Here is a 744-nt window from a genome sequence, read left to right as displayed (position 1 = left end):
CTCGCTGCTCAGCGCTCTGGCGCCGGAGAGGACCAGCGACCAGCAGGTGCTGACCCTGGCCGTGGAGAAGTCCGCCGGGTCCCAGTTGCTGGCCCAGGACGTGGTGTTCTCACCGGTCAGCGGCCTGTCACAGGTCCCGGGGCTGCTCGATGACCCGCAGCAGGCCATCGGCCAGCGCCTGGCGGTGGGTTTACCGGCCGGTGCATTGCTCAATGAACAGGTGTTGATTGGTCCACAGCTGCTGACCGGGATGCCGCCGGGCAGTGTGGCGGTACCGATCCGGTTGTCGGATCCGGCCACCGTTCAGCTGCTGCACCCCGGGCAGCTGGTGGATATCGTGCTCAGCAGCGGGGACGGCTTCGAACAGGAGATCATCTCCCACACCATTGGCCGGCGCCTGCCGGTGCTGTGGGTGCCGCAGCGCGGCGAGGGTGATTCGTTGGGGCTGTTGCCGGCCTCCGGCACGTCCGGGAGGGCATTGTGGTGGTGGCCGCCGACGGGGCCCAAGCCGATGAGCTCTCCGGGGCGGTCACCCGCGGCAAGGTTTCCGCCGTGCTGGTGAACTAGGGTGCGGCCGGCGGCGTATCAGCCCCAGTGCGGCGGTTTTTCGCGGCGCATCCCCTCGGCCAGGTCATCAGGCTTCTCACCCCAGCCGGCCGGGTCCTCGTCCTTGGCGCGCAGCTGTGAGAGCGGGTCCCCGGCCCCGGGTCTTGCGCGGTGCCCGGTTCGTTGGCGGCGTGGCTG

At 69.9% G+C, this 744-nt stretch carries 1 pseudogene; it reads left to right on the top strand.

Annotated features, from left to right (window positions below):
* Positions 1 to 562, top strand: a pseudogene (locus JCM19049_RS16400) (hypothetical protein); the annotation flags it as partial.
* Between the last annotated feature and the right edge of the window lie 182 nt (positions 563 to 744).

Source organism: Arthrobacter sp. JCM 19049, assembly GCF_001310435.1.
Note: the sequence above shows the minus strand (reverse complement) of the source record. Positions and strands in the feature narration are given on the sequence as shown.